The sequence below is a fragment of the Flavobacterium sp. PLA-DH12 genome (assembly GCF_059511845.1).
On sequence record NZ_JCAMPD010000001.1, the window covers coordinates 92,467 to 116,761 of the forward strand.

24 protein-coding genes and 3 tRNA genes are annotated in these 24,295 nt (G+C 31.4%); 10 read left to right on the top strand and 17 right to left on the bottom strand.

Annotated features, from left to right (window positions below):
* Nucleotides 1–3 precede the first annotated feature (3 nt).
* Nucleotides 4–519 (top strand): DinB family protein, encoded by a 516-nt coding sequence (locus AC5ZCW_RS00435; protein ID WP_496117168.1) that lies wholly within the window; start codon nt 4–6, stop codon nt 517–519.
* Nucleotides 520–713: 194 nt separating this feature from the next.
* Here the strand turns inward: AC5ZCW_RS00435 and recQ are convergent, their stop codons facing one another.
* The 5 genes from recQ to aroB all read right to left on the bottom strand — a co-directional run bounded on the left by recQ (nt 714) and on the right by aroB (nt 7,214).
* Entirely contained in the window at nt 714–2,822 is a 2,109-nt protein-coding gene (recQ, locus tag AC5ZCW_RS00440; protein ID WP_496117170.1) for a DNA helicase RecQ, read from the bottom strand.
* Nucleotides 2,823–2,963: 141 nt separating this feature from the next.
* The gene (locus AC5ZCW_RS00445) at nt 2,964–3,365 is read right to left on the bottom strand and encodes a DNA primase (protein WP_496117172.1); all 402 of its coding nucleotides are present in this window, start codon (nt 3,363–3,365) and stop codon (nt 2,964–2,966) included.
* Nucleotides 3,366–3,373: 8 nt separating this feature from the next.
* Nucleotides 3,374–4,342 (bottom strand): deoxyhypusine synthase family protein, encoded by a 969-nt coding sequence (locus AC5ZCW_RS00450; RefSeq protein WP_496117174.1) that lies wholly within the window; start codon nt 4,340–4,342, stop codon nt 3,374–3,376.
* A 97-nt stretch (nt 4,343–4,439) separates the two neighbouring features.
* Nucleotides 4,440–5,843: a type III PLP-dependent enzyme domain-containing protein gene (locus tag AC5ZCW_RS00455; protein ID WP_111424946.1), complete on the bottom strand. Its 1,404-nt coding sequence runs from the start codon at nt 5,841–5,843 to the stop codon at nt 4,440–4,442.
* A 303-nt stretch (nt 5,844–6,146) separates the two neighbouring features.
* A complete protein-coding gene (aroB, locus tag AC5ZCW_RS00460; RefSeq protein ID WP_281632642.1) occupies nt 6,147–7,214 on the bottom strand; it encodes a 3-dehydroquinate synthase in 1,068 nt (355 codons plus the stop codon).
* A gap of 247 nt (nt 7,215–7,461) precedes the next feature.
* Here aroB and AC5ZCW_RS00465 point away from each other — a divergent pair, with 247 nt between their 5' ends.
* Complete coding sequence (locus AC5ZCW_RS00465; protein ID WP_496117176.1) at nt 7,462–8,631, top strand: proline dehydrogenase family protein; 1,170 nt, start codon at nt 7,462–7,464, stop codon at nt 8,629–8,631.
* 182 nt (nt 8,632–8,813) lie between these two features.
* Here the strand turns inward: AC5ZCW_RS00465 and AC5ZCW_RS00470 are convergent, their stop codons facing one another.
* Nucleotides 8,814–10,598: an ABC transporter ATP-binding protein gene (locus AC5ZCW_RS00470; RefSeq protein ID WP_496117178.1), complete on the bottom strand. Its 1,785-nt coding sequence runs from the start codon at nt 10,596–10,598 to the stop codon at nt 8,814–8,816.
* A 267-nt stretch (nt 10,599–10,865) separates the two neighbouring features.
* On the opposite strand from AC5ZCW_RS00470, the gene AC5ZCW_RS00475 reads away from it, so the two are divergent.
* The 4 genes from AC5ZCW_RS00475 (at nt 10,866) to lepB (ending at nt 13,118) form a co-directional block, all read left to right on the top strand.
* Nucleotides 10,866–10,940: transfer RNA gene (locus tag AC5ZCW_RS00475), tRNA-Val, on the top strand.
* A gap of 91 nt (nt 10,941–11,031) precedes the next feature.
* Nucleotides 11,032–11,106 (top strand) — tRNA-Val (locus AC5ZCW_RS00480).
* Between the two features lie 79 nt (nt 11,107–11,185).
* Nucleotides 11,186–11,266, top strand: a tRNA-Tyr gene (locus AC5ZCW_RS00485).
* 241 nt (nt 11,267–11,507) lie between these two features.
* Nucleotides 11,508–13,118 (top strand): signal peptidase I, encoded by a 1,611-nt coding sequence (gene lepB / locus AC5ZCW_RS00490; RefSeq protein WP_496117180.1) that lies wholly within the window; start codon nt 11,508–11,510, stop codon nt 13,116–13,118.
* A gap of 92 nt (nt 13,119–13,210) precedes the next feature.
* Here lepB and AC5ZCW_RS00495 read toward each other — a convergent pair whose 3' ends face one another.
* The 8 genes from AC5ZCW_RS00495 to AC5ZCW_RS00530 all read right to left on the bottom strand — a co-directional run bounded on the left by AC5ZCW_RS00495 (nt 13,211) and on the right by AC5ZCW_RS00530 (nt 19,080).
* Nucleotides 13,211–14,254, bottom strand: coding sequence for a TraB/GumN family protein (locus AC5ZCW_RS00495; protein WP_496117182.1), 1,044 nt, complete (start codon nt 14,252–14,254; stop codon nt 13,211–13,213).
* A 260-nt stretch (nt 14,255–14,514) separates the two neighbouring features.
* Nucleotides 14,515–15,045 (bottom strand): hypothetical protein, encoded by a 531-nt coding sequence (locus AC5ZCW_RS00500; RefSeq protein WP_496117184.1) that lies wholly within the window; start codon nt 15,043–15,045, stop codon nt 14,515–14,517.
* A 143-nt stretch (nt 15,046–15,188) separates the two neighbouring features.
* Nucleotides 15,189–16,118, bottom strand: coding sequence for a DUF2268 domain-containing putative Zn-dependent protease (locus tag AC5ZCW_RS00505; RefSeq protein WP_496117186.1), 930 nt, complete (start codon nt 16,116–16,118; stop codon nt 15,189–15,191).
* A gap of 120 nt (nt 16,119–16,238) precedes the next feature.
* On the bottom strand, nt 16,239–17,039 hold the full coding sequence (locus AC5ZCW_RS00510) for an MBL fold metallo-hydrolase (protein WP_496117187.1): 801 nt from the start codon (nt 17,037–17,039) through the stop codon (nt 16,239–16,241).
* Between the two features lie 74 nt (nt 17,040–17,113).
* Nucleotides 17,114–17,677, bottom strand: a complete 564-nt coding sequence (locus tag AC5ZCW_RS00515) for a Crp/Fnr family transcriptional regulator (RefSeq protein ID WP_496117188.1) — start codon at nt 17,675–17,677, stop codon at nt 17,114–17,116.
* An 18-nt stretch (nt 17,678–17,695) separates the two neighbouring features.
* Nucleotides 17,696–18,244 (bottom strand): hypothetical protein, encoded by a 549-nt coding sequence (locus AC5ZCW_RS00520; RefSeq protein ID WP_496117190.1) that lies wholly within the window; start codon nt 18,242–18,244, stop codon nt 17,696–17,698.
* Between the two features lie 28 nt (nt 18,245–18,272).
* A complete protein-coding gene (locus AC5ZCW_RS00525) occupies nt 18,273–18,899 on the bottom strand; it encodes a hypothetical protein (RefSeq protein WP_496117192.1) in 627 nt (208 codons plus the stop codon).
* Nucleotides 18,880–19,080, bottom strand: coding sequence for a hypothetical protein (locus AC5ZCW_RS00530; RefSeq protein ID WP_496117194.1), 201 nt, complete (start codon nt 19,078–19,080; stop codon nt 18,880–18,882). Before AC5ZCW_RS00530 ends, AC5ZCW_RS00525 begins: the two co-directional genes overlap by 20 nt.
* Before the next feature lie 129 nt (nt 19,081–19,209).
* Between AC5ZCW_RS00530 and AC5ZCW_RS00535 the strand changes: the two genes are divergently transcribed.
* Complete coding sequence (locus AC5ZCW_RS00535; protein ID WP_496117196.1) at nt 19,210–19,791, top strand: bifunctional (p)ppGpp synthetase/guanosine-3',5'-bis(diphosphate) 3'-pyrophosphohydrolase; 582 nt, start codon at nt 19,210–19,212, stop codon at nt 19,789–19,791.
* A 42-nt stretch (nt 19,792–19,833) separates the two neighbouring features.
* Here AC5ZCW_RS00535 and AC5ZCW_RS00540 read toward each other — a convergent pair whose 3' ends face one another.
* A complete protein-coding gene (locus tag AC5ZCW_RS00540; RefSeq protein ID WP_496117198.1) occupies nt 19,834–20,889 on the bottom strand; it encodes a serine hydrolase domain-containing protein in 1,056 nt (351 codons plus the stop codon).
* 183 nt (nt 20,890–21,072) lie between these two features.
* Nucleotides 21,073–21,591 (bottom strand): endonuclease V, encoded by a 519-nt coding sequence (locus AC5ZCW_RS00545; protein ID WP_496117200.1) that lies wholly within the window; start codon nt 21,589–21,591, stop codon nt 21,073–21,075.
* A 205-nt stretch (nt 21,592–21,796) separates the two neighbouring features.
* Between AC5ZCW_RS00545 and AC5ZCW_RS00550 the strand changes: the two genes are divergently transcribed.
* From AC5ZCW_RS00550 to AC5ZCW_RS00560, 3 genes are all read left to right on the top strand, one after another.
* The gene (locus tag AC5ZCW_RS00550; RefSeq protein WP_496117202.1) at nt 21,797–22,639 is read left to right on the top strand and encodes a chromate resistance protein ChrB domain-containing protein; all 843 of its coding nucleotides are present in this window, start codon (nt 21,797–21,799) and stop codon (nt 22,637–22,639) included.
* An 82-nt stretch (nt 22,640–22,721) separates the two neighbouring features.
* Nucleotides 22,722–23,216, top strand: a complete 495-nt coding sequence (locus tag AC5ZCW_RS00555) for a hypothetical protein (RefSeq protein ID WP_496117204.1) — start codon at nt 22,722–22,724, stop codon at nt 23,214–23,216.
* A gap of 102 nt (nt 23,217–23,318) precedes the next feature.
* Nucleotides 23,319–23,714 carry a VOC family protein gene (locus tag AC5ZCW_RS00560; RefSeq protein ID WP_496117206.1) on the top strand — a complete coding sequence of 132 codons (396 nt, stop codon included), beginning with the start codon at nt 23,319–23,321 and terminating at the stop codon, nt 23,712–23,714.
* On the opposite strand, the gene AC5ZCW_RS00565 is transcribed toward AC5ZCW_RS00560, so the two are convergent.
* Nucleotides 23,715–24,125, bottom strand: a complete 411-nt coding sequence (locus AC5ZCW_RS00565) for a serine O-acetyltransferase (protein ID WP_496117208.1) — start codon at nt 24,123–24,125, stop codon at nt 23,715–23,717.
* Nucleotides 24,126–24,295: the final 170 nt, after the last annotated feature.

The following is a 24,295-nucleotide window of genomic DNA, read 5'->3' on the forward strand; positions in this document are numbered from 1 at the left end:
AAAATGAAAGCAACAGAATTATTAGATAATGAATATTCAGGTCATTTTGGAACCTATGTACAAGCAGCTGGAGATGGAATTTTGATTGAAGAATTAGAAATTTCGCTTCACGAGTTTATCCGATTTGTGCAAAATATTCCAATGGATAAATTTGATTATCGCTATGCGGAAGGGAAGTGGACGATCAAAGATATCATTCAGCATGTTATCGATACTGAAAGAATTTTTGCATATCGCGCTTTGCGTTTTTCAAGAAATGATAAAACGCCTTTGCCAAGTTTTGAAGAAAATGATTATGCAGATAACACAAACTCAAACAGCAGAAGTATTCAAGATTTATTAACTGAATTTTCAGCTGTAAGACATTCAACTTTATTGTTTTACAAAAGTTTATCTGAAGAACAACTAAAAAGAATTGGAACAGCATCTAATAATCCGATTTCTGTTCGTGCTTTAGGTTTTGTCATGATTGGACATCAGAAACATCATCAGAAAGTTTTTGAAGAAAGATATTTGTAAAAATTAATATTTGAAAATTTAAAATCCCAAATTCCAATTTCGTTGGAGTTTGGGATTTCTTATTGATTTTGGTTTGTTGTTGACTCAATCTTGTCATTCCGAGGAATGAGGAATCTCACTAGTGATTCCACAAAGATTGAAGACTAACTTTGTCAAATTTGTAGTGTGATCCTTCCTTCGTCAAGATGACAAACTTATTTAAGTTTTTTCTCCAAAAAAGCCAATCCAAATCTAATTTTATCATAAGACATTTTTTCCTCAAAATACTCAAAGTAAGGTCTTAATGCATTTGGATTTTCTAGTTCTATCTGAGCTTTTTCAATTTTTAAGATTTCGTCTTCAGAAACAAACTGGCTTAAATCTAAATCATGACCATCAACATACAATTTTGCTAAATGCGAAATAATCGTAGTTGAGCTCAAATCCCGCTGTTCTGCTATTTCTTCTACCGAAACTCCATTTTGAAATAATTCCAGAGTCTTTTTATAAGTATTGTCTTTTTTCTCTTTTTTTACAACAGATTTATTTCTTTCAAATTCAATAATTGCTTTAATGAAATCTGCTCCATATTTTTCCAGTTTTGCTTTCCCAACACCTTCAACAGCAAGGAACTCTTCATCGCTCATAGGTCTTAAGATTTCCATTTGACGAAGAGAAGCATCACTAAAAATAACATAAGCAGGAACTTCTTCTTCCTGCGCAATTTCATAACGCAATTTTCGAAGCGTTTCAAATAAAGAATTTTTAGCTGCTTTTGGTTTTGTCTCTTTGGTTTCGCTTTTATCAATTGTTTTCTTAACAACTGTTGTCAGTTTTACTTTTTCACCTTCAAATAAAACTTTCTTTGCAAAAGGGGTAAGCAAAATTTTATTATGCTGATGAAAGGCAATTTCACAATAGCCTAAATTAATTAACTGAATAAGATATTGATTCCAGTCGTACCAAGAAACATCAGCTCCAATTCCGTACGTTTTTAGCTCTTGATAATTTTTTTCATAAATATACGCGTTTCTCGAGCCTCTCAAAAAATCGACAATTACAGCCAAAGGCTCAGATTCTTTTAAACGCACAATAGCAGACAAAGCTTTTTGTGCGAGAATCGTTCCATCGAAAAAAGTTGGCGGATTTTTGCAAATATCGCAGTTTCCGCAGTTCTCAGTGACCAATTCCCCAAAATAAGACAAAAGAATTTTTCTGCGACAGCTTACAGCATCTGCGTATTGTTTCATGCGATCCAATTTTGCCAGCTGAATATCGGAGTTCAATCCTTCAGAAGCAAATTTCTGCAATTGAATTACATCAGCATAACTTTCAAATAGAACAGTTTCAGCAGGAAGTCCATCACGTCCGGCACGTCCTATTTCCTGATAATAACCTTCAATATTTTTTGGTAAATTGTAATGGATAACCCATCTAACATTTGATTTGTCAATTCCCATTCCGAAAGCAATGGTGGCACAAACTACCTGACAATCGTCGTTTATAAATTGATCTTGTGTTTTAGCACGCGTTTCATTATCAAGACCAGCATGATACGCTTTAGCTTCTACACCGTTTTTTTTCAATTTTTCTGCTAACTCTTCTGTCGTTTTACGGCTTAAACAATAAATTATTCCCGATTCGCTGGGTTTGTTTTCAATAAAATCAATTATTTGTTTAACCCGATCCAAAGCAGGACGAACTTCCAAACTTAGATTTGCCCGATCAAAAGAAGCAATAAATGTTTTCGGATTTTTCAGATTTAATTGCTTGGTTATATCGGTACGCGTTGCTTTATCAGCTGTAGCAGTTAGCGCCAATATTGGAGTAGAAGGGAAACGGCTCTTTAGATAACCTAAATTAGTGTAGGCAGGTCTAAAATCATGCCCCCAAGATGAAATACAATGCGCTTCGTCAATTGCTATTAAGCTAATATTTAACTCATTGAAAGCCATATCTAAATAAGAAAGACTTTCGGGAGCTATGTAAACTAATTTAAAATGATTTGATTTTAAGTTATCAATATAATATTGCTGTTCTTGTGATGATTGAGAACTATTTATATAACAAGCTGATATTCCGTTGGTTTTTAGACTATCTACTTGATCCTTCATTAAAGCAATCAGAGGTGAAATTACAACTGTAATTCCAGGCAAGATTAAAGCTGGAAGCTGAAAACATATTGATTTTCCTCCACCAGTAGGCATAATTGCCAGAGTATCTTGTCCAGATAGTATCGTATTAATTATAGTTTCTTGATTAGGTCTAAATTTCTCGAAACCAAAATTTTCTTTTAATGTAGTGTGTAAAATTTCTGAAGTCATAGGCGTATATTTTTTGTTTAAGATTTAAATGTAAAAATAATCCTATAAAAATAAAAATATAATTTGTTGAATTTGTATTGCATTATTATAAAAAAAGGAACTCAAAATAGAGTTCCTTTTATTTATTGAAAAGAAAATGTATTAATCTTCATCCTCTTCATCTTCTTCATCATAATCAGTGTCAGCTTTGTCATCATCATCTTCATCATCAGCATCAGGTTTGTCTTGATTATCATCATCTTCATCATCGTCATTGCTAATATCATCATCAAGGTCCATTCCTTTTACTGGTGCAATTGCATCTACATCAACATCTAAATCATCATCTTCATCGTAGTTTTCAATTCTGTCAGCAAGTTTAGTACTAATTTTTACCAAATAAATTGTGTCCTCAGTACGAACTTCAACAGCTTCAACCAATTCGTTTTTAGCATTTCTAAAACGGATTACATCCGAATCATCGTAACCATCAGGAAATTTTTCTACCAAAAGGTTTAAAATTTCGTTGGTAAGTTTGGCGTAGTCTACTATAACTCTTTTCATAAATTATTCTATAAATCTAATAAATATGCAAAAATTAACGGAGCAACAATTGTAGCATCCGACTCAATAATAAATTTTGGGGTTTTGATGTCTAATTTACCCCAAGTGATTTTTTCATTAGGAACTGCCCCAGAATAAGAACCATAACTAGTTGTTGAATCTGAAATTTGGCAGAAATAACTCCAAAATGGAACATCATGCATTTCCATATCTTGATACAACATTGGTACTACGCAGATAGGAAAATCACCAGCGATACCACCACCGATTTGGAAGAATCCAATTCCGTTTGAACTGTTTTTAGAATACCAATCCGCAAGGAAAGTCATGTATTCAATTCCAGATTTCATGGTAGATGCTTTTAAATCTCCTTTAATTACGTATGAAGCAAAGATGTTACCCATTGTACTATCTTCCCATCCTGGAACGATAATTGGTAAATTTTTCTCTGCCGCTGCATACATCCAGCTATCTTTTAGATCAATTTCATAATATTCTTCTAAAACGCCAGATAACAGCATTTTATACATAAATTCGTGTGGGAAGTAACGCTCTCCTTTGTCGTCTGCATCTTTCCAAATTTTGTAAATGTGTTTTTGTAAACGACGGAAAGCTTCATGCTCAGGAATACACGTATCTGTAACACGGTTTAATCCTCTTTCTAACAAGGCCCATTCGTCTTCTGGTGTCAAATCACGGTAATTAGGAACTCTCTCGTAGTGAGAATGGGCTACTAAATTCATGATGTCTTCTTCTAAGTTTGCTCCAGTACATGAAATAATATGCACTTTGTCTTGTCTGATTACTTCGGCAAAAATTTTTCCAATTTCTGCTGTACTCATTGCGCCAGCCATACTTACCAGCATCTTAGCACCATCAGCTAATTGCTGCTCGTATGCTTTTGCTGCATCTACTAATGAAGCAGAATTAAAATGCAAATAGTGTTTTTGAATAAACTGACTGATTGGTCCTTTCATTTTTTTGTTTTTTTTGAATTAAAAAGTTTAACCTTTTAGGATGTTAATGCAAATTAAGAATTTTTTAAGAAAAATTATTACTTAATCTGCCGTTTTTTTACACCTTTTTTTTGTATCCTAAAATCTTTAAAACATCGTCTGAAGTCTGTTGTTCAGAGAAAACCTCGGTTGCCAGAATTCCATTTTCATCACGATCAATTAAAATGTGTTTAGGTTGCGGAATCAGACAGTGGTGCAGACCTCCGTATCCTCCAATTGTTTCTTGATAAGCGCCAGTATTAAAGAATCCGATATATAAAGGTTTCTCTTTGTTGTATTTAGGCAAATAAATGGCGTTCATGTTTTGTTCAGAATTGTAATAATCGTCACTATCACAAGTAAGACCTCCTAACAGAACCCGTTCGTAAGTATCATTCCAGCGGTTTACTGCCAGCATAATAAAACGTTTGTTTATAGCCCAAGTATCTGGTAAAGTGGTAATGAAAGATGAATCGATCATATTCCATTTTTCTCTATCATTTTGTTGTTTTTGATACAAAATCTGATAGATTGCACCACCGCTTTCACCTACAGTAAACGATCCAAATTCCGTAAAAATATTTGGAACATCCACTTCGGCTTCATCACAAGCAATTTTAATCTGATTGATAATTTCATCAATCATGTATTGATAATCATACTCAAAGGCAAGTGAGTTTTTAATTGGAAAACCACCTCCAATGTTTAAACCGTCTAGAGTAGGGCACTCTTTCTTAAGAGCAATGTATACTTTTATACATTTTACTAGCTCATTCCAGTAATATGAAGTATCGTTTATACCAGTATTGATGAAAAAGTGAAGCATTTTCAGCTCTAATTTATCATTCTCCTGGATTTGTTTTTTATAGAAAGAAACTATGTTTTTGTATCCAATACCTAATCTAGAAGTATAAAACTCAAATTTAGGTTCTTCTTCGGCAGCAATACGGATTCCGATTTTGAATTTTCCTTTAATTTCTGCTTGAAGCAAATCTAACTCTTCGTAGTTATCAATAATCGGAATAGTGTTTTTATGTCCGTTGTTGATTAATCTACCAATATTAGTAATGTATTCGTCTCTTTTAAAACCATTACAAATTACATACGTACTTTTGTTGATTTTACCGTTTTCTAATAAATTCTCCACAATATTTACATCAAAAGCAGATGATGTTTCGATGTGAATGTTATTCTTGAAAGCTTCATTCATAATGTATTCAAAATGAGAGCTTTTGGTGCAATAACAATAATAGTATTTTGCTTCGTATTTATTTTTTTCCATTGATTTTCTGAACCATGCTTTTGCTTTGTTGATGTTTTCAGAAATCTGAGGTAAATAAGTAAACTTTAATGGCGTACCATATTGTTCAACCAATTTCATCAAATCTATGTTGTGAAATAATAGGTTGTCTTTGTTTAGTTTAAATTCCTCTTGTGGAAAGTAGTATGTTTGGTTTATTAGATCAGAATATTTTGTATTCATTTATTTATCAATGTTTAGAGATTGTAATTATAATTTAATTTAGGTTTTTGGGGACTTAATCTTAAATTCAAACTCTAATATTGGCAAATATAATAGGCAGTTTTTCATGCTCTGCTTTTGTACATTGGAATACATCAAAACAAAAAGGACTTTTGCTATTATAGAAACGATTCAACATTCTTAATAAAGAACTGTTGAGTCTGTTTCGGTAAGAGCTGAAGTGCCTTTGCTGATTCTTTGTTTTCATGGGGCAAATGTAAAAAATAATATATACCAAATGCAACGCTTTTGATTAAAAAAAGTTTAAGATTTATAATCCTGAAACGCTTCTAGAATCAATTTATTTTCAACGGATTGGTTAATTTTTATTTTTCCGATTCCTTCAATCAATGCAAATTGAATTAAACCGTATTCATTTTTTTTGTCGTGAATTAACAATTCTAAGATCGGATCGATGTCATTTTCTTCAAAAATTACATCATCATATATGTCTTTAATTACCGCTTTTATTTCTCTGTATTCTTGTTCAGAAATCAATCCTTTTTGAAGCGAAATATAACTTTCTAATATCATTCCGACCGCGATCGCTTCTCCATGCAATAAAGTAGTTTTTTCTTCGCTTTCTAAGAAGTAGCCTTCAATAGCGTGACCTAACGTATGTCCGAAGTTTAGAGCTTTACGAATATTTTTCTCTGTTGGGTCTTGAATAACGATTTCATTCTTAATTTCTACAGAACGATAAATCAATTGATCCAATTCATCAAAAACAATCGATTTTAAATCCGAAAATTGTCTCCAATAAGGCGCGTCATATATTAAACCATGTTTTAGCATTTCTGCTAAACCAGAACGCATTTCGCTTTGTGGCAAAGTTTCCAAATATTGCGTGTCAATCAAAACCATTTGCGGCACATTGATAACGCCGATTTGATTTTTAAGATTTCCTAAATCAACTCCTGTTTTTCCTCCAACAGAAGCATCAACCATAGATAATAAAGTAGTAGGGATATTAATGAAATCTACACCTCTTTTAAAAGTAGAGGCAACAAAACCGCCTAAGTCTGTAACAACACCGCCTCCTAAATTAATAATAAGCGATTTTCTGTCAGCTCCAAGTTCTGTCAAAATATTCCAGATCTCAATACAAGTTTCTATATTTTTATTTGCTTCTCCAGCTTCAAACTCGATGATTTCGATTGCCAAATCTGTTTCCAAAACTGGAATAAATTTAGATAAACAATACTCATTGGTTTGATCATCAACAATTATAAATATATTAGAATATTTACTTTCTTTTAAATGTTTATTTAAAGCTTCGTAAGCATTCTCATTAAAATGTACGAGATAATTATTGGCTTGAATAGATTGCATAATTCTTTTGTTGTTTTGAAAGCGCAAAATAAGGCATTTTAAACGTAATAATATTCAAACTTTCGGGCTAATTTGTTTAAAATGCGGGTTTGCATCTTTAAAATTAAGATAAAATTATTCAAGAAATAAACATTTACTTCACAAATTAACATTTGAGATGTTCTTGTTAAGAATATTGAAAAATATGATGCTGTTTAGTGAAAAATATTCAAAACACTCTCTATATTTGCATAAAAAATAAATTTTAATGGAAAAGATATTCGATAACACGCAAGTTGCATTTTCACTAAAGAGTGACACGGAACTTGATAGAGCTTATTTTCTTTTCAAAATGATTGACAGCGAGCCTTTAGTAAGAATTGGGACTGCTGTAACTAATTTTGCAATTAAAGCTCATTTACCAGTAGAAGGATTAATTAGAGCAACTGTTTTTGACCATTTTTGTGGTGGTGTAAACGAAAATGACTGCCTTACTGTGGTAGACAAAATGTTTACAAAAGGAGTTTCTTCAGTTTTAGACTATTCCGTTGAAGGAAAAGAAGAAGAAGAACAATTTGATGCTGCCTTAGAAATGACTTTAAGAACAGTAGATTTTGCTAAAGAACGTTTAGCTATTCCGTTTGCTGTTTTCAAACCAACGGGTTTAGGACGTTTTGAACTGTATGAAAAATTAGGTGAGAAAGAAACTTTAAACCCTGCTGAGCAAGCAGAATGGGATAGAGTAGTAGCTCGTTTTGATAAAATATGCAGTGAAGCTCACAAAAAGGATGTTGCATTATTAATTGATGGTGAAGAAAGCTGGATGCAGGATGCTGCTGATGATTTGGTTACTGATATGATGCGTAAATACAATAAAGAAAAAGCTATAGTATTTAACACATTGCAAATGTACCGTTGGGATCGTTTAGATTACCTTAAAAAACTTCATGATGTTGCAAAAACGGAAGGTTTTTATATCGGAATGAAGTTGGTTCGTGGCGCTTATATGGAAAAAGAAAACAAAAGAGCCGAAGAAAAAGGGTATGTTTCTCCAATCTGTGTTTCTAAAGAAGCTACCGATGTAAATTATGATAATGCCGTACAATATATGTTAGAGCATATTGATAAAATGGCCATTTTTGCTGGAACTCATAACGAATCAAGTTCATACAAGTTAATGGAAATGATGACTCAGAAAGGAATCGCTAAAAATGATTCTAGAATCTGGTTCGGTCAATTATACGGAATGAGTGATAATATTAGCTACAACTTAGCTGAAAATGGTTATAATGTTGCAAAATATTTACCATTCGGACCTGTAAAAGATGTTATGCCGTACTTGATTCGTCGTGCAGAAGAAAATACTTCTGTAGCAGGACAAACAAGCCGTGAATTATCTATGATTAAGGCAGAACGTAAACGCAGAAAAGGGAAATAATTTTTAGTTTTCAGTCTCAGTTTATAGTCTACAGTTTATATAAAAAAAGCTTCAATTTCCATTGAAGCTTTTTTATTTAAAACCTCTCGGGTTTGCTATTTGAGGTTAAAAAAAACTCCATTTGAAAATCAAATGGAGTTTTTTTTATTGGAATATGGATTTTATAAAATTGAAATTTCCTTTTAAGAGTTACTAAACTGCAAGTTGCTTAAATTCTTATAGATTCCGTTTTCTAAGTTTATTAATTCTTGATGTGTTCCTTCTTCAGAAATTTTTCCGTTATCTAAAACTAAGATTTTATCTGCGTTTCTGATTGTCGAAAGACGATGGGCAATGATAATACTCGTTCTTCCTTCCATTAATACTTCTAAAGCTTCTTGAACTAATTTTTCGCTTTCACTATCTAAAGATGATGTAGCTTCATCTAAAATCAAAATACTTGGGTTTTTAAGCAAGGCTCTTGCAATCGCAATACGTTGACGCTGACCTCCTGAAAGTTTAACACCGCGTTCTCCAACCAAAGTTTCGAATTTCTCAGGGAAACCATCAACAAAATTAAATGCGTTGGCTTGTTTTGCAGCTTGCATAATTTCTTCATCTGTTGCGTCTGGTTTTCCGTATGCGATGTTTTCTCTAATGGTTCCTCCAAATAAAATTACGTCTTGAGGAACAATACTCATATTTCCGCGAAGGTTTTCTAAATCGTAGTCATAAATATTTTTTCCGTCAACAGTAATTTCTCCAGAAGTAATATCGTAGAAACGAAGCAGAAGAGAAGAGATAGTTGATTTACCGGCGCCACTAGGACCAACAATTGCGATTTTCTGACCAAATTCTGCTGAGAAGTTTACATCCTTCAAAACTTGTACTTCTTGGCGTGTAGGATAGCTAAATGCTACATTTTTAAAAGTTACATTTCCTTTTATTTTTTCCTGATTTTGACTTGAATCTGAATTGATTTTTTCTGGATTTTCGTCTAGCAATTCAAAGACACGTTCTGTTGCACCAATTGCTTTTTGGATTTGGGCATATAATTCGGCAATTCCCCCAAATGAAGCGCCAACAAAAGTAGAATATAATACGAATGAAATTAATTGTCCAACGCTCATTTCACCTGCAATACTCAAACGTACTCCGTACCAAACTACTGCTACAATTGCGCCAAATAAACAGAAAATGATAAACGAAGCAAAATAGCCGCGGTATTTACCGCCTTTAATAGCCAATTTAACCACTTCGCTAATTTTTCCTTTATATCTTGCAATTTCATACCATTCGTTGGCAAAAGCTTTCACGATACTAATTCCTTGCATGGTTTCTTCTACAATTACCTGGCTTTCGGCAACCTGATCTTGTACTTTTTTAGAATATTTTCTAATAAATCGACCAAATACAACCGCTGCAATTGCTACTAAAGGGACTACTGAAAGCATTAATAGCGTCAATTTGAAGCTTTCAGTTGCTAAAAGAATAACTCCACCAATGATTAAGATGAACTGACGTAAAAACTCCGCAATTGTTGTTGTTAGAGTATCTTGAATCTGTGTAATATCGGCACTGATTCTGCTGTTTAATTCACCAACTCTTTTTTGAGAAAAGAAAGTCATGGGCAATTTTACCAGATTGGTATACAAAGCCAAACGCAAGTTTGCCAGTGTGTTTTCGGTAAAATTTACAAATAATGATAATCTGAAAAATGAGAAAAAAGACTGTAGAAACAGAATTACAACTAACCCCAAAGCAATTGTATTTGCTTCGTCGTTGTTCTTGTTTTTTACGCAATCTACCAGCATTCCCATTAGTTTTGGAAAGGCTAGGGCAGTGGCACCCGTTAAAAGGAGAAAAATCAAACCAATGAAAAATTTCCATTTGTGATGTCCTGAGTATGTAAAAATTGTTTTTGCTTTGTTAAGTGAAGTAGCCGTTATTTTTGATTTAGGTAAATCATTTTCTTTAAATCGTGCCATTAGAGTATACTATTTTTAGGTATGCAAATGTATAACTAAGTCGAATCACTACAAAGGAATATTAAGAATTACAGCTCTCAATTTGGCTTTTTAACGAAATTATAAGAAAAGAGTAAAAAAACTTTATTTTTTAAAGGTTTGAAAAATAGCCTTCTAAATAAAAACGTAAAAAAATATTTCATTTTTTTTCAAAAAAGGCTTGCAAATACAAAATCTAGCTGTACATTTGCACTCGCAATCACAAAATGATAGTAGCCTAGTAAAATAGGGCGATTAGCTCAGCTGGTTCAGAGCACCTCGTTTACACCGAGGGGGTCGGGGGTTCGAACCCCTCATCGCCCACAAATTTTTTTAATAAAAAAGGCTTGCAAATATAAATTCTAAATGTATATTTGCACTCGCAATCAGAAATGATAGCAATCCTAATGAAATAGGGCGATTAGCTCAGCTGGTTCAGAGCACCTCGTTTACACCGAGGGGGTCGGGGGTTCGAACCCCTCATCGCCCACAAAAACTCCTTAAGAAATTAAGGATTTTTTTTTTTTGACTTTCCTGAATGTAATGAATCATCATTTGCACTCAGATTTGGGGAGATACTCAAGCGGCCAACGAGGGCAGACTGTAAATCTGCTGTGTGAACTTCGCAGGTTCGAATCCTGCTCTCCCCACAAAAAAGCAAAAAGCCTGTAAATCTTTTGATTTATAGGCTTTTTGCTTTTACAAACTAATTTAACTGCACTTTATAATCAAGATCATCATCAATTCCATAGCGTAAATCTTATTTTAAATAGATTGTAATTTTAATGTATTGCTTTATTATTATGTAACAAATTAAGTAAAATGATACATATACTAAATCAATTATAGATTTAGATTTAAAAACAATTAGATAACAAAACGTTAGAAAGTATGAATTTATCACAATGGCTCATCTTTATTTTAATCTTGCAAATCATTCATGGATTATCAACTTGGAAACTTTATATAAAAGCAGGCAGAAAATCACTAGAGTCATTTATACCCCTTTACAATTTAGTAGTATTGATGGTAATTATAAAACGTCCTCGCTGGTGGGTTTTTCTTGTTTTTACACCAATTATCAATCTCTTGATGATTCCTGTTGTTTGGATAGAGATTATTAGAAGCTTTGGAAAAAATTCCACAAAAGATACTGTGCTTGTTTTGCTAACATTCGGTTTCTATATTACCTTTTTAAATTATAACTCAAAACTCACCTATATTGAGAATAGAGATTTACAACCTAAATCTAAAACAGAAGATACGATTGGCTCTCTTGTGTTTGCTATTATTGTCGCTACGCTTGTCCATACTTATATTATTCAGCCATTTACAATTCCATCTTCTTCATTAGAAAAGACTTTATATACAGGAGATTTTTTGTTTGTAAGCAAGATAAATTATGGAGCAAGAGTGCCAATGACTTCGGTCGCATTACCTATGGTACATGATTCAGTTCCTTTTCTAGGCTTAAAATCTTATTTGTTTAATGATGATTTTACAAAAAAGGAAACGTCATTATTAAATAAATTTCAATTACCATATTTTCGGCTTCCAGCGATAGAAAAAATTAAGCGCAATGAAATCGTCGTTTTTAATCAGCCTGCAGACACTTTGCGAAATATGGATGATTTCAAACCAGATCGAAATTATTACAAACCTATTGATAAAAAAACAAACTTAGTTAAGAGATGTGTTGGAATAGCAGGAGACTCTCTAGAAATTCGCGATGGAAATATTTATATTAACGGTAAATTATCTGTGCTGCCAAAAAGTGCAAAAGCTCAATATAACTTTTTAATTGATACTAAAGGACAGGCTATAAGCCAAGACGAACTTAGGTCTATATATGGGGCCAGAGAAGGGTTAAAATATGATGATGGCTATTTTGCACTAACTAATTCAGGAGAATATTTTTTAACATTAACAGATGAGGAAGCGAAATTATTAGCTAGCAATCCTGTTGTAAAAAGTGTTAAAAAACAATTGACACCAAAAGGCGAAGATGGAAATGTATTTCCACACATTTCATCATTAGGCTGGAATATTGATAATTTTGGACCTATCTACATTCCTAAAAAGGGGGCAACCATTAAACTAGATTTGAAATCACTTCCTTTTTATAAACGAATTATCGAAGAATACGAAAATAATACTTTAAAAATCAACGATAATAATATTCTAATAAATGGTAAAATAAGCAATACTTATACTTTTAAGCAAGATTATTATTGGATGATGGGAGACAACCGTCATAATTCGTTAGACGCAAGATTCTGGGGATATGTTCCTTTTGATCATGTAGTTGGCAAGCCCGTTTTTATATGGTTGAGCTTGGAGAAGGATGGTAAAGGTCTTAATAAAGTAAGATGGAATCGAGTTTTTTCTTTTGTTAATGGCGATGATAAACCTAAATCATATTTAATCCATTTTTTAGTCGTTCTAGGCCTTATTGTTATAGCAAACAAATTGATAAAAAATAGAAAAAAACAACAGGTTTAAACATATAAAAAAGAAACTCTTTAATTTCTTAAGGAGTTTTTTTTATGCTAAATCTTTCTTCCGCTATTAATAAATTTAAGAGTAATTAAAAATCAATCATTCGGCTGTGCCCAATCAGAATTCCTAATCAATAGTAAACCTTGAGCATAATCTGTAGTAGGGCAAGTTTCATCTACTATATTCATTCCCGAAATCATACTCAACAATCCAAAACTCCTAACCAATCTATTTGACTGTTTGTAAGGAGAGTTTTCTTCATTTAAATCAAAAAAAGTATTAGTATTAGGAATAGTTACTTCTTCTAACTCACTGATACCTAGATGATAAATAAGAAAGGTATTATTGCAAGTAACTTCTAATTTTGTATGCTCTTTTCCGCTCTTTAGAAAGAAAGGTAAAAATTTAGAAGGTGCAGACATATTACTGTCTAAATACCTTGAAATTATAGTAAATGTTTTATTTCCTAAATTCTCATCTTCTTTTATTAAAACACCAAAATCTTTATTTTTACCTAATTGTTTTTGCAAAACGTGAGCTTCTCCAAAATAGCCATAAACTTTCTCATTTTTAAGATTATATCTTTTGTATAAACTCTTAAAATTAGAATACATAATATTTTCTCTAGAAACGGAATTATAATCGGTTAAGTTTTGCTGAATAAATAAAATATCTCTAACAGTATTATCATCTGCTTCTTGGGAATCTAAAAGCAATTTTGGCAATTGTTCTTTCGCCCAATTAATAAACAACAAATCTTCCTTTGGAAAATCAACCGAAAGATTTACTTTTTTCAATAAAATTTTTAAATGTTCTTGAGTTAGTTTTAGGTTCTGGATTTTATCAATTCCATAAACATGAATTTTTAAATTTGGTAAATTAGATTGATTTAGCTTGTATATTTCTATCCATTTCCTTTTGTAGTCTTTATTATTGTTACCGTGATAAATTATCCATGTATCTAAAACATGATCTATTAATTTTTCATCTCCAGATTCTAAATATTGGTTTAGAAAATACGCTTGACTAAAATCAATTTCAGCGAAATGTGCTTTCATGCCAACTTTTCGATTTAAATATTTAATAAGATTTACATCGTTTTTTATTGTCTCTTTTATACCATGAAATTCTCCAAGCAAAAAAAGATCGTTTTGTAGCAAATAAGGATCTAAATTTTTAAATGATAAACTCTGATTTTGATTAACCGACTCAAATAGTTGTACGTTTTTCTTCCAATATTGTAAAGTTTCTTTTCCAGAATAGGTATCATAACTCTTTACAGAAAAACTATAGATAAGACATAAGATTAAAATACCTGCAAAAAAAACAATTCCTTTTTTAATGACTTTTTTCAATACTAATAAGTTAAAGATTATATAATTACTAAATATAAAAGACTTTATACTTTTATAAGTTCTGAAAAGAAATCATGCATCGATACTTTATATTTTGGCAAAGCATAATCAATTACTTTTTCTCTCATTTTATTATATTTTTCAATATGATTTCTCAATATTTCCTCGTCATCATACATTTTTGGATACTTCTCTTTTGCCATTTGGGTAATTTTAGAAATATCGTTTAGCTTTAAATAAATTATTTCAGAAAGTTTAAAGTTATTAGCCTCTAGAAATTTTTCAAATTCTTTAAACTGATTGAGATCTCCTATTCCTGCTGTAAAAACATTCATTTGCTCTCTATGAATCATAGATAACCAAAATGGTTGCCATAATGCTGTCGGAATCAATTCTCCATTGTCTATATAGCTATTAATTTTATTGGCTATAACATGATCACTCTTTAAAAAATCATTTCTAATTCGGTCTTCTGAAATAATGTTTAATTCATTTTCAGAATATAGGATTTCCTCAACTGAAGGATATACAACTTCAGATATATTAAAACGAAAAACTATTGTTATTTCAGTCATTTTATTTTTACTTTCATCTTAGCGAAAATAGGAATTTAAACGTTGATTTTCACAAATCGTCGATTATAGAATAGCTCTTGTTCAAGCACATAAAATGAGCCTTGTATTATTTTTTTTAAGTTTTAAATATTCTCTGAATTCCGTTATTCAAAAAACTTATCAAAACTTTCTTTTTTAGATTTTTGATATTTTTCAATACAAACATCTAGAAAACCGCTTTGTTGCAAGAATTGCAAAGGATCTTTTATATTCAGGATTTCGTCAATTGCTTTTTGCTTGTCTTTTTGTTTATTGAAATAAGATTCTATTATTTTATAGCCCATCCAATATCCTAAATCATTTGGTCTGTCATCTTTTTTAGAAGTTGCGTACAACCAATCTATATATTCAGTATTTTTTAACTTTGATACAAATTCCTCACATAATTTATCTTTATGTTGCGCTCCGTATTTGTATGAAAACGAATCAATTGATTCTCCTGAAATAAGTTCACCAATAAAATCGGCACCACCTTCCATCAGGCACCATTTCAAGAGCATATCCTTACCGGTTATATTTTGCTGATAATGTATGAGTTCGTGTGCAATTAAACCCGAAACTCCATCTAGATTTTGAAGCATTTCGGTCCCAACGATAATCCCTTCTGGAGCAGAAGTTCCGCCTGAATTAAATCTTCCGTACACAAAATAAATAGGAGGAAATTTTGCCTTTGGATACCAATATTTCAATGCGCTATAAATCGCTCTAACTCTTTTTTCTTTTGTAGAAATACTATTTAAAACATTTCTTGAAAGTTCATAATCTGCTTTTCTTTTCTTTACAACAGCAAAAAGGGAATCAGCATTTATTATTCTATTTTCAGTAAATGCTTTAACACCTTGCGAACCTTTCTCCATATATTCGATGAAAGGATTTCCTTTGGATTTTTCTATTTTATCATAAGCATTCCAGAAGTTTTTTGAATCTTTTGTTTCAAAAACTGCATCTAACGGATTCTCCGAGAAATTGCTTTGTGCAAAATTAGAATTAGAGACAATAATAAAAAGCGTTGCAAAAATGAGGTTTAACTTCATGCTTTTTTTATATAAGGTTTGAGTAAAAAATCGAGTTTTTGTCAAATGTAAGGATATCGACACAAAGTAGGCAAGTCTATATAAAATAAACTAATGTAATTTCTCAGGAGATATCATAATTTATATTGGCAGGAGTGTATCAACACCACTTTCCAACCACAAAAATGTCTCTTTTATTTCAGATTTTTCAATCTCGTTTTTTAATGATTTTACAGATTGCTTAAAGTGCCACCAGCCTTCGTAATGTATCGGAATTACGACACTCGGTTTTAAAAGTTGAGCTGTTGCAATGGCTTCTTCACCATTCATTGTAACTCTTAAATTCTTTTTTAAGTAAGGAAATGCTCCAGCCCCTAAATGCAAAATAGCAATCTCTACTTTTTTCTTTTGCTCCAGTTCATGCAAACCTTCAAAAAGAACTGTATCTCCCGAAATATACAAACAGCCGTTTTGCTGACCTTCCCATTCTAAAGTAAAACCAATCACCTTTCCCATAACTTTGTTCAATCTTTTGATATTAGTATGCTGAGCCGGTATCGCAGTAATTTTTAGTTTTTTTACCTTTTCAGTTTCAACTTCATATTCCTGCCAGTTGTCAAGTCCTATTGTATTGGTATTTTTTAAGCGTTTTACAGCGTCTTTTGTGGAGAGGACAGTTGGAACTGTTTGAATAAAAAGACGCCCTTTTTTGTCTAAATTATCACTGTGATGATCATGACTTAACAAAACCAAATCTATTTTTCCAATTTCTTCAATAGATAGGGAAGGACTGCAATATTTTTTTGAAAATGCCATCGGACTGCTGACATATTGAGGAAAAAATCCATCTTTTTTATCTAAAGTAGGATCAGTCAAAATTTTAAATCCATTTATGTTTATCAGCACGCATGCCGTGTCGATATGTGTAATTGTAACTTTCATTTGCACTTGATTTTAAATTGTTAAAATGTTCGTACAAATCTGAGTTTAATAAATGGTTTGCAAATTGACTTTGGTCAAGAAATGCGTTTTCTTATTCGGCTTAAAGTTTCTGGTACAACGCCAATATAAGAAGCAAGATATTTTAGCGGAATCTGCTGAATGTATTTTGGTTGTTCAAATAGCAATCTTTCATACCTTTCTTGCGGTGTTTTGGTTAAAAGGTCTAATTCTCTTTTTACTTTTTTATCAAGCAAATATTCAGTTGCGATGCGTCCAAGTTTCTTTGCTGTTTCGCATTTTTCGTAAAGACGCTGTAAACTTTCGTATGATATAGAATATAATTGGCAATCTGTTAATGCCTGAACGTAAATTTCGGTTTTAGCTCTATTGTAGAATGAGTCGTATGCGCAATAAAAGGAATCTTTAAACGCAAAATCAAAAGTAATTTCCTTGTCGTTTGCAACTACATAATATCTAATAACTCCAGAATCTACAAATGATAAATAATTTTCTGACTGTCCTTGAACTAAAATCAACTCATTTGCCGAAAATTGTCTTGTTTTTATACAACTTAAAAATTCAGCTAAAGTATGTTCTGGAAAGCCTAGCTTTTCAAAATATTCTATTAATGATGTCATAAAAGCTTTTGTTTATTTTTAATCAGACTTTCTTTTGTGTGTAAAAGACTTATACTTTAAATCTTGCTCTTTAAAAATTAATGCTTTTATAGAAGTATTGTCTGTAAAATAGGTAATTCCAAGAAAATCTCCAACTTCGATTTTATCATAGTCTTTTCTATAAATTGAAATATTTCTGTGTTTTTGTTCAATTTCAGAATAAAACGTTATTTCATAAGATTGCGTATCCGATTCATAACCTTCATTCGTTACAATTTCTTTTTCCAAAACTTTCAGATTACCTTCTATCTTTTTCTGCAATAATAAATTCTGTTTTTCTTCTCTAGTAGTTATCATTGCTTTGATAGCAGCATAAGTCCAAAAGCCAAAAATTACTATTATCATTAATAATGGAAATCCTTTGTCTTCAAGATCACTATTAGTAAGAGTCAGATAAATTAAGTAAATCGGCAATACAATACCTAAGAGAGATAGAAAAAATGAAAGCGCATATGTTTGCTTTAATTCTTTTTTAAGAAATTTTATATCCTCAGTATTTAGTTCTTTTATTTCTAAAATTTCGTGCATCGTAATTTAACTTAATGTTTAATCGTCTCTATGTCCACTGAAAAAATTGATAGGCTTCATCATTTTTTTTATCCCAAAAAAGATATATTTCTGCTGATCCATTTGTAAAATCTCCTTCATAAACACTTCCTATAAAAATTAAATTTAGTTTTTCCGGAATTTCTTCAGGCGACTGCAGCCATTCTGGCGTTCCTAGCAGATTATTAATGATTTCATCTTTAGATTTTCCCTCTTCATTAAATTCTGCTATAACTTCTTCTTTGGTCGTTGTTATTCCGATAAAAGTTTCAGAATAAGTAAACTGTGGATTTATTTTGTCAAAAAGTTTGTATTTTTCTTTGGTATATAAATATTGCGTTATCCTTTCATAATAATAACTAGATTCAAATTTATCGATGCCGTTTAAGGAATTAAAGACAAATTCTCGTCCTTGGCTGAAAATACTTTTTTCAGAGGAAAATTCATGATAGCTTTTAGGTTCTAAATAGTAATCTAAATTCTGCTGGAAATTTTGCTGAGTTAGATCATATGCGTGAGATAATAAATTAATAAAAGGAAAATTCAATTTTTCTGGATAAGAATATTTGTTGTTTTCTATTTTGAATTTGATACATCTAATGTTTTTTCTAAACTCATTAAAAAAAACTTTCCTCATAATCTCCTGTATCCCAAATCGAAACAAAATGAAAACTCTTATTCTCAAATTCTGAATGCTTCTTAAATTGAAGTGTAGCAAGAGGCAAAAAAACAAATTTTTCATTTGAATTTATACTATTAAAAGTATTCTCAAATTCTGAAAAAGGTATTATTTCTATTAGCTCTTGAGTATTATTCATTCGGATTAAAGATTTAGTTTTAGTTGAAGCTAATATACAATCATATCATAAAAGAAAAGCAGAACGTTGATTGAATGTTTTCAATATTCAAAAAAAAGCAATAAATTACATCCAATCAAAATTAAAATTATGAAACAGCAAAAAGACTGGTCAATAGACGAAATACAAAATATTTGGCAATTGGTTTCTAAACTTCATGACGGACAAAAATATGGAGGCAGTAATGAAGGTGAAAGGGTAGAATATATCAATCATATTGGAAGCGTCGTTTTTGAAGTTTTAAATGCTGTACGATTTACAGAAAATATGAATGCCGATTTGGCTGTAAAATGTGCAATGCTTCATGATACTATTGAAGACACTGCATTTAGTTATGAAAAAGTTATTGATTTATTTGGAACTCAGGTCGCATTGGGAGTTTTGGCATTAACTAAAAATGAGGAAATTGAGGATTCGTTTGAAAAAATGCGCGATAGCTTAAACAGAATTAAAGAACAGCCAATAGAAGTTTGGGCTGTAAAAATGGCGGATAGAATATGCAATTTATACCAACCTCCTTATTATTGGAATGATGAAAAAAAGTTAAAATATATTGAAGAAGCCGAAATTATACATAACGAACTTAAAGATGGAAACGTTTATTTAGCAGAAAGGTTAAAGAACAAGATTCTAGAGTATAATCGTTTTCTTAGCACTGCTGAGCAACTTTAATAACAAAACTCCTCAAATAAATTGAGGAGTTTTTATTTTAATTTATTCTAAAACAGAATCATAGATCGTATTTAGTAAATTTTGTCTCATTTTTGAATTTCGCTGATCTAATAATATGATGATTCCCCAATTTTTGTCTCTATTGTAGCATATAATGGAAGATTGCCCCATAGAATCTCCAGATTTAGAATAAATGGTATTTTTATCATCTGTCATGATTCCTAAACCTAATCCCATTTCTCTTTTTTGATCTTTATAGTAGATTTTTTCTGTAATCAATTCAGCTTTACCGATAGCGCTTTTTTCGTTTAAAACAGCTTTTAAATACAGAATCATATCTGAAGCGTTTGATTTTATTAATCCAGCTGGAGCTGTAATATTCCATTTGAAAAATTCTTGAATTCCGCCATCTGGATTATGGCTCGTAGTGATGTTTTTTACATTAAAATCTTTTGTAAATGTTCTTTTCATTTTTAATGGCTGAATCATCTTTTCTCTGATAATTTGATCATAGCTTTTATTATAGATCTTTTCTAATATTTGACCAAGCAAAGTATAACCTATTGTTGAATAACGATATTTGCCGTAATCTGCTAATTCTGTACAATTATTAATTAATGATGATAATGTTTCTTGCGTTACGCTACTTACAGGCTGTTGCGGATTAAGCTCAATCAGTTTCCCAAAATCAATATCAGGCAAACCAGATTGGTGAGAGGCCAAATCTGAAATTCTTATTTTCTTTTGAAGATTTGGGTGCAGTACATATGCTGTAGGAAGGTAAGCGTCTATAAAATCATCGGTTTTAATTTTATTCTCATTCACTGCTTGTGCAATTAAATTAGAAGTCAAAATTTTAGTGATCGAAGCGATTTCGAATATCGAGTTTTTATCAATTTTGGCATCACTTTTAGAATCTAGATTACCATACGAAGTGTAATATTCTTTGTTGTCTTTGATAAAACCAACACTGATACCAACATTGGGATTCTTTCGATAATTGTCTTTTATTATAGAATCAATTTTTCTGTTGATATCTTGTCCAAAAGAAAAGTTACTTACTAAAAGAACTGCTAAAAATTTTACTGAAGTTTTCATTGTATCGTTTTTTGATGTTAGAATTTTATTTCGATACAAAATTGAAAAAGAAACCAGACTCAGGCGACCGAATAAAAAAAGTCGAACGCATTTTCTTTAAAAAAAATGGTTCGACTTTTTTTGAATAGGAGTATGAGTAATTGCAACACATTTATAATAAGCGTATTGCAATTGAACAACTTCTTATTTTTCTATTTCTAAATTTTCCTTTGTCAATCTATCCAATTCTTTTAATAAAGTCGGCATTCTAAATTCTCCATGCATGCTTTCGACTTTTTTATAGGCTTCATCCAAATCAATTCCGACAGAAGTAATGTATAACGGTTTCTTACTATCTCCTCTAAACAAAGCTTTTTTATTCTTTTCTATAGAGGCAAAATTCGTTTTGGCAACACCAATAATTGGAATTTCTTTGTTTAATTTCTCGTATAGATAACCTCCTAAACCATATTTCTGTTCGTCATTTAAGTACACAAAACCATCAACAACAATAACTTCAATCTTAGACAAATCTATTTGGTTTAACAAACTCAAAATACATGGCAATTCTCTTTTATAAAATTCGCCAGGAATATATTCAGCAACATTGTCTATTGTTTCAGAATGAATTTTAAAGTCTTTATCTTCATTCCAATTCGCAAATTCAAGACAGATTGTTTTTGCTTTTTGGCCAAAGTAATAAGTATCAAAAGCTAGGATCATATATTGTTTAATAAAGTATTAAAGCCTAAAAATAGAAAAATCGTAGATAAGCATCTCATTACAGCAGACATTTAATTTTAGAACTTTCTTTGGCTTTAGTTTATTATCATTCAAAAAAATCACAAAACTTTAAAATTCAAGCTTTTGAATAAATCATAAATAGATGTAGTTTAGCTAAAGTTTTAAAAGATAAAAGTATTTCGAAATGAAATGGATAACCAGAGAAAGGCCCAAAATAGATCGAATTGCCTGTCCGTGGTTGATTCGAAAATTTGTTGATCCTGAATCTGAATTCATTTATGTTCCTTTTGATGATGTTATCACGAAAGCAAAAGAGCTGAATGCTATTCCGTTTGACATCCCAAACGTTGAATTTACGCATTATAATGAAGAATGTACTTTTGATTATATCGTAAAGAAATATGATATAAAAGATCCAGCAGTTAAAATTGTTGCGGGAATTGTGCGTGGCGCAGATACCGACAGGCACGAAATCGCAAAAGAATCGGCTGGTCTTTGGGCTATTTCTGCTGGAATGGCTTATAATATCAAAGATGATCAGGAATTGCTAGAAAAAGGAATGATTTTGTATGATGCCTTATACAGCTGGGCTACACATTTATATCAGCAGAATCATTTACAAAATAGTCCGTTCGAAAAATTGCTGCATGAAGTTTATAACAAGTTTCTAAAAGACAAAAAAATATCAGGCAAAACACCTTTGTGGGTAAAAGATTTGAAAAACATAATTCAAGATCAGATTGACGCTCAATTTACTTTTGATTTAAAGAAGATTTCGAGCGAATTAGATTTAAATCCTTCCTACTTGTCACGAGAATTTTCAAAACATTTTGAAGATTTAAATTTTGGAGAATATGTTAGAAAACTCCGTATCGAAAAGGCAATTAATCTTATTGAAAATTCAACTCATACCTTAACTGAAATTGCTTATATAACAGGCTTTTCAGACCAAAGTCATTTTACTAGAATTTTTAAACTTCATACCGGAAAAAATCCTTCGGCTTATAGAAAAAAGTCAAAAAAGTAAACCAGATACAAAAGGTAAACTGAGTTCTATTTTTTGATAACAGATGCTTCTAGCTTTGTTTTTATAACCAAAATTAAAAACAATGTCTTTCAAGCTAACTTTTATTATTGTATTATTTGCTGGTTTTACAGCTTTCTCGCAAACTACTTATCCAAAAATTACGGGATATTTTGGCATCATGCATCCCATTGTCACCATAAACGCAGATGAGACTACTGTAAACTTTAGAGATTATTATGCGGTTGGTTTTCCAACGGGAATAAATATCTGGAAAAATGAGAAAATCGGATTTTCTTTTGAGATGGTTCCTAATATAAAAGACGATAAAGGAACAAGCAAAGTAACCAATTTATTATTTCATCCTGGCGTTTTGGTTGCTTTAGGAAAAGGCTACACATTTGCAGGAAGAGCAGCTTTTGAATCCAGCGGACGATACGGTTTTACTCCTGTATTTAATAAAACCATTATGAAAAGTAGCAGTTGCAGTTATTATATTGCCGTACCGTTGCCTGTTCGTTTTGGAAATGATCATCCCGCCAGTTTTACTGTTGGATTTCAGTTTGGAATTGCTTTTTAAGGCACACAAAAAATAAGAATTCTGAAAATCTTTGCCATTATTTTAAAACTCTTTAAATAATAAAATCAGTAACTTAGTCTCAATCAATTAAAACTTAAGTTTATGAAAACGAAAATGATATGGGCTAACTTGGTTACTCACGATTTACAGCAGACAATTCAATTTTATACCAATTTAGGCTTCAAGCAAAACGGACAAAACACAGAGGAAATCGTGAGTTTTTCTATTGCGGAGAATAATTTCATCATCAACTTTTTTACAAACGATAGGTTCAAAACTGCCTTAAAGGGTGATTTAGTAAATGCTAAAAAAGAAAATGAAATTATATTTTCGCTTTCTGCAGAAAGTAGGGAAGAAGTAGACCTTTGGTACAAAAAAGTGAAAGAAATTGGCGGAACTATTTTTTCTGAGCCTGAGAATTTTGAGCAAGGTTATACTTTTGGTTTTGCAGATCCAGATGGACATAAATTCAATTTCTTGTATTGGCCAGGAATGTGATTAGTTCCTTTGATTAAAATCGGCTACTAGTTTTTTATTTGCTGCTATTATTTTCTGAGAATCAATCATATTGGAGTTGAAGATCAAATCGTAATTTTCATCCTTAGGCTTAAACTGATTTACACCATAAGCAACACTGTTTGCGGGAATATTTTTTGTTATAATAGCCCCAGCACCAATAACCGAATTTTCTCCAATCAAGATTGGGCCTAAAATTTTGGCACCGTCAGCAATAATTACATTTTTAGCAATAATAGGATTTCCGACGTTTTCCCATTCTTTACTTGTTTTATTGTATTTTAAATTGGCTCCAATTGATACGTTCTGAAAAATGACCACATTTTCACAGATTTTAGAAGCCACAATAGTGCATCCGCGCGCATGATGTGCAAACAAGACGCTTTTATCCATTTCTGCACAGTTTATCTCGCAACAATATAATTTCTCTAATAAATTGCCCGCGATCAGTTTTAAAAACTTATTTTTTGAATGACAATTGATCTTAATTAATGTATTAAACATAGTATTTTTTCAATAATTCCTAACTCATAATTCCTAACTCATAATTCCTAACTCATAAT

Coding starts and splice junctions, on each gene's coding strand:
- AC5ZCW_RS00435 (WP_496117168.1), top strand. CDS start 4: ATGAAAGCAACAGAATTATTAGATAATGAATATTCAGGTCATTTTGGA.
- recQ (WP_496117170.1), bottom strand. CDS start 2,822: ATGACTTCAGAAATTTTACACACTACATTAAAAGAAAATTTTGGTTTC.
- AC5ZCW_RS00445 (WP_496117172.1), bottom strand. CDS start 3,365: ATGAAAAGAGTTATAGTAGACTACGCCAAACTTACCAACGAAATTTTA.
- AC5ZCW_RS00450 (WP_496117174.1), bottom strand. CDS start 4,342: ATGAAAGGACCAATCAGTCAGTTTATTCAAAAACACTATTTGCATTTT.
- AC5ZCW_RS00455 (WP_111424946.1), bottom strand. CDS start 5,843: ATGAATACAAAATATTCTGATCTAATAAACCAAACATACTACTTTCCA.
- aroB (WP_281632642.1), bottom strand. CDS start 7,214: ATGCAATCTATTCAAGCCAATAATTATCTCGTACATTTTAATGAGAAT.
- AC5ZCW_RS00465 (WP_496117176.1), top strand. CDS start 7,462: ATGGAAAAGATATTCGATAACACGCAAGTTGCATTTTCACTAAAGAGT.
- AC5ZCW_RS00470 (WP_496117178.1), bottom strand. CDS start 10,598: ATGGCACGATTTAAAGAAAATGATTTACCTAAATCAAAAATAACGGCT.
- lepB (WP_496117180.1), top strand. CDS start 11,508: ATGAATTTATCACAATGGCTCATCTTTATTTTAATCTTGCAAATCATT.
- AC5ZCW_RS00500 (WP_496117184.1), bottom strand. CDS start 15,045: ATGACTGAAATAACAATAGTTTTTCGTTTTAATATATCTGAAGTTGTA.
- AC5ZCW_RS00505 (WP_496117186.1), bottom strand. CDS start 16,118: ATGAAGTTAAACCTCATTTTTGCAACGCTTTTTATTATTGTCTCTAAT.
- AC5ZCW_RS00510 (WP_496117187.1), bottom strand. CDS start 17,039: ATGAAAGTTACAATTACACATATCGACACGGCATGCGTGCTGATAAAC.
- AC5ZCW_RS00515 (WP_496117188.1), bottom strand. CDS start 17,677: ATGACATCATTAATAGAATATTTTGAAAAGCTAGGCTTTCCAGAACAT.
- AC5ZCW_RS00520 (WP_496117190.1), bottom strand. CDS start 18,244: ATGCACGAAATTTTAGAAATAAAAGAACTAAATACTGAGGATATAAAA.
- AC5ZCW_RS00525 (WP_496117192.1), bottom strand. CDS start 18,899: ATGAGGAAAGTTTTTTTTAATGAGTTTAGAAAAAACATTAGATGTATC.
- AC5ZCW_RS00530 (WP_496117194.1), bottom strand. CDS start 19,080: ATGAATAATACTCAAGAGCTAATAGAAATAATACCTTTTTCAGAATTT.
- AC5ZCW_RS00535 (WP_496117196.1), top strand. CDS start 19,210: ATGAAACAGCAAAAAGACTGGTCAATAGACGAAATACAAAATATTTGG.
- AC5ZCW_RS00540 (WP_496117198.1), bottom strand. CDS start 20,889: ATGAAAACTTCAGTAAAATTTTTAGCAGTTCTTTTAGTAAGTAACTTT.
- AC5ZCW_RS00545 (WP_496117200.1), bottom strand. CDS start 21,591: ATGATCCTAGCTTTTGATACTTATTACTTTGGCCAAAAAGCAAAAACA.
- AC5ZCW_RS00550 (WP_496117202.1), top strand. CDS start 21,797: ATGAAATGGATAACCAGAGAAAGGCCCAAAATAGATCGAATTGCCTGT.
- AC5ZCW_RS00555 (WP_496117204.1), top strand. CDS start 22,722: ATGTCTTTCAAGCTAACTTTTATTATTGTATTATTTGCTGGTTTTACA.
- AC5ZCW_RS00560 (WP_496117206.1), top strand. CDS start 23,319: ATGAAAACGAAAATGATATGGGCTAACTTGGTTACTCACGATTTACAG.
- AC5ZCW_RS00565 (WP_496117208.1), bottom strand. CDS start 24,125: ATGGATAAAAGCGTCTTGTTTGCACATCATGCGCGCGGATGCACTATT.